This is a genomic window from Vibrio sp. 2033 (assembly GCF_033339735.1).
The window spans coordinates 1-554 of sequence record NZ_JAWOVC010000681.1; the positions used below are offsets into that span (position 1 = coordinate 1).

Annotated in this window: 1 protein-coding gene; it reads left to right on the forward strand. The window is 45.3% G+C overall.

Going from position 1 to position 554, the window contains the following annotated elements; all coding sequences use genetic code 11:
* Nucleotides 1–246: 246 nt before the first annotated feature.
* Nucleotides 247–554, forward strand: a 308-nt coding sequence (locus tag R7P74_RS28470; RefSeq protein WP_318124046.1) for a hypothetical protein, incomplete at its 3' end; no start/stop codon positions are given.

Here is a 554-nt window from a genome sequence, read left to right on the forward strand (position 1 = left end):
GCCGTATTTGTGGACAGTTGCCCTTTTGCTGATTTTTGCTGCAGGTGTGGGGCTGGCCGTCACGGGCCGGCGTCAGGGTGTTATTGCTTCTTGACCGATAAGTACCTTTTCTTACAAAACTTTACAATAATCTGTAAACCTCTGCGATAAAATTAACGTCTATACTTTCGGCAACTTTTGCGGAAGTTATTCGTATTAAAGACTTGTGTGATTTGTTCAAATTACGGCCATGTCCGGAAAGCTTTTATGAAAACTTTTTTATACTCTTTTTTTATTCTTTGCGCTTTGTTGATTACCACCGGCTCCGTTTCGGCGCAAGCCGGCGGGATTAAGCCTGTTTTGATTGCCGGTGAAGTTGTAACCGTCGAGCCCGGTGCAATCAAGATCCAGACCAAAGACGGTGTTACCACGGCCGCAATAAACGATAAGACTCAATTCAAAAAAGTTTCGCCTGATAATCCGACGTCACTGGCATCTGCAGTTTCGGTAGAAATTGACGAAATAGAAACCGGAGACAAGGTAGTGGTTTCGGCAATTCCCGAGCCGGGGACTTC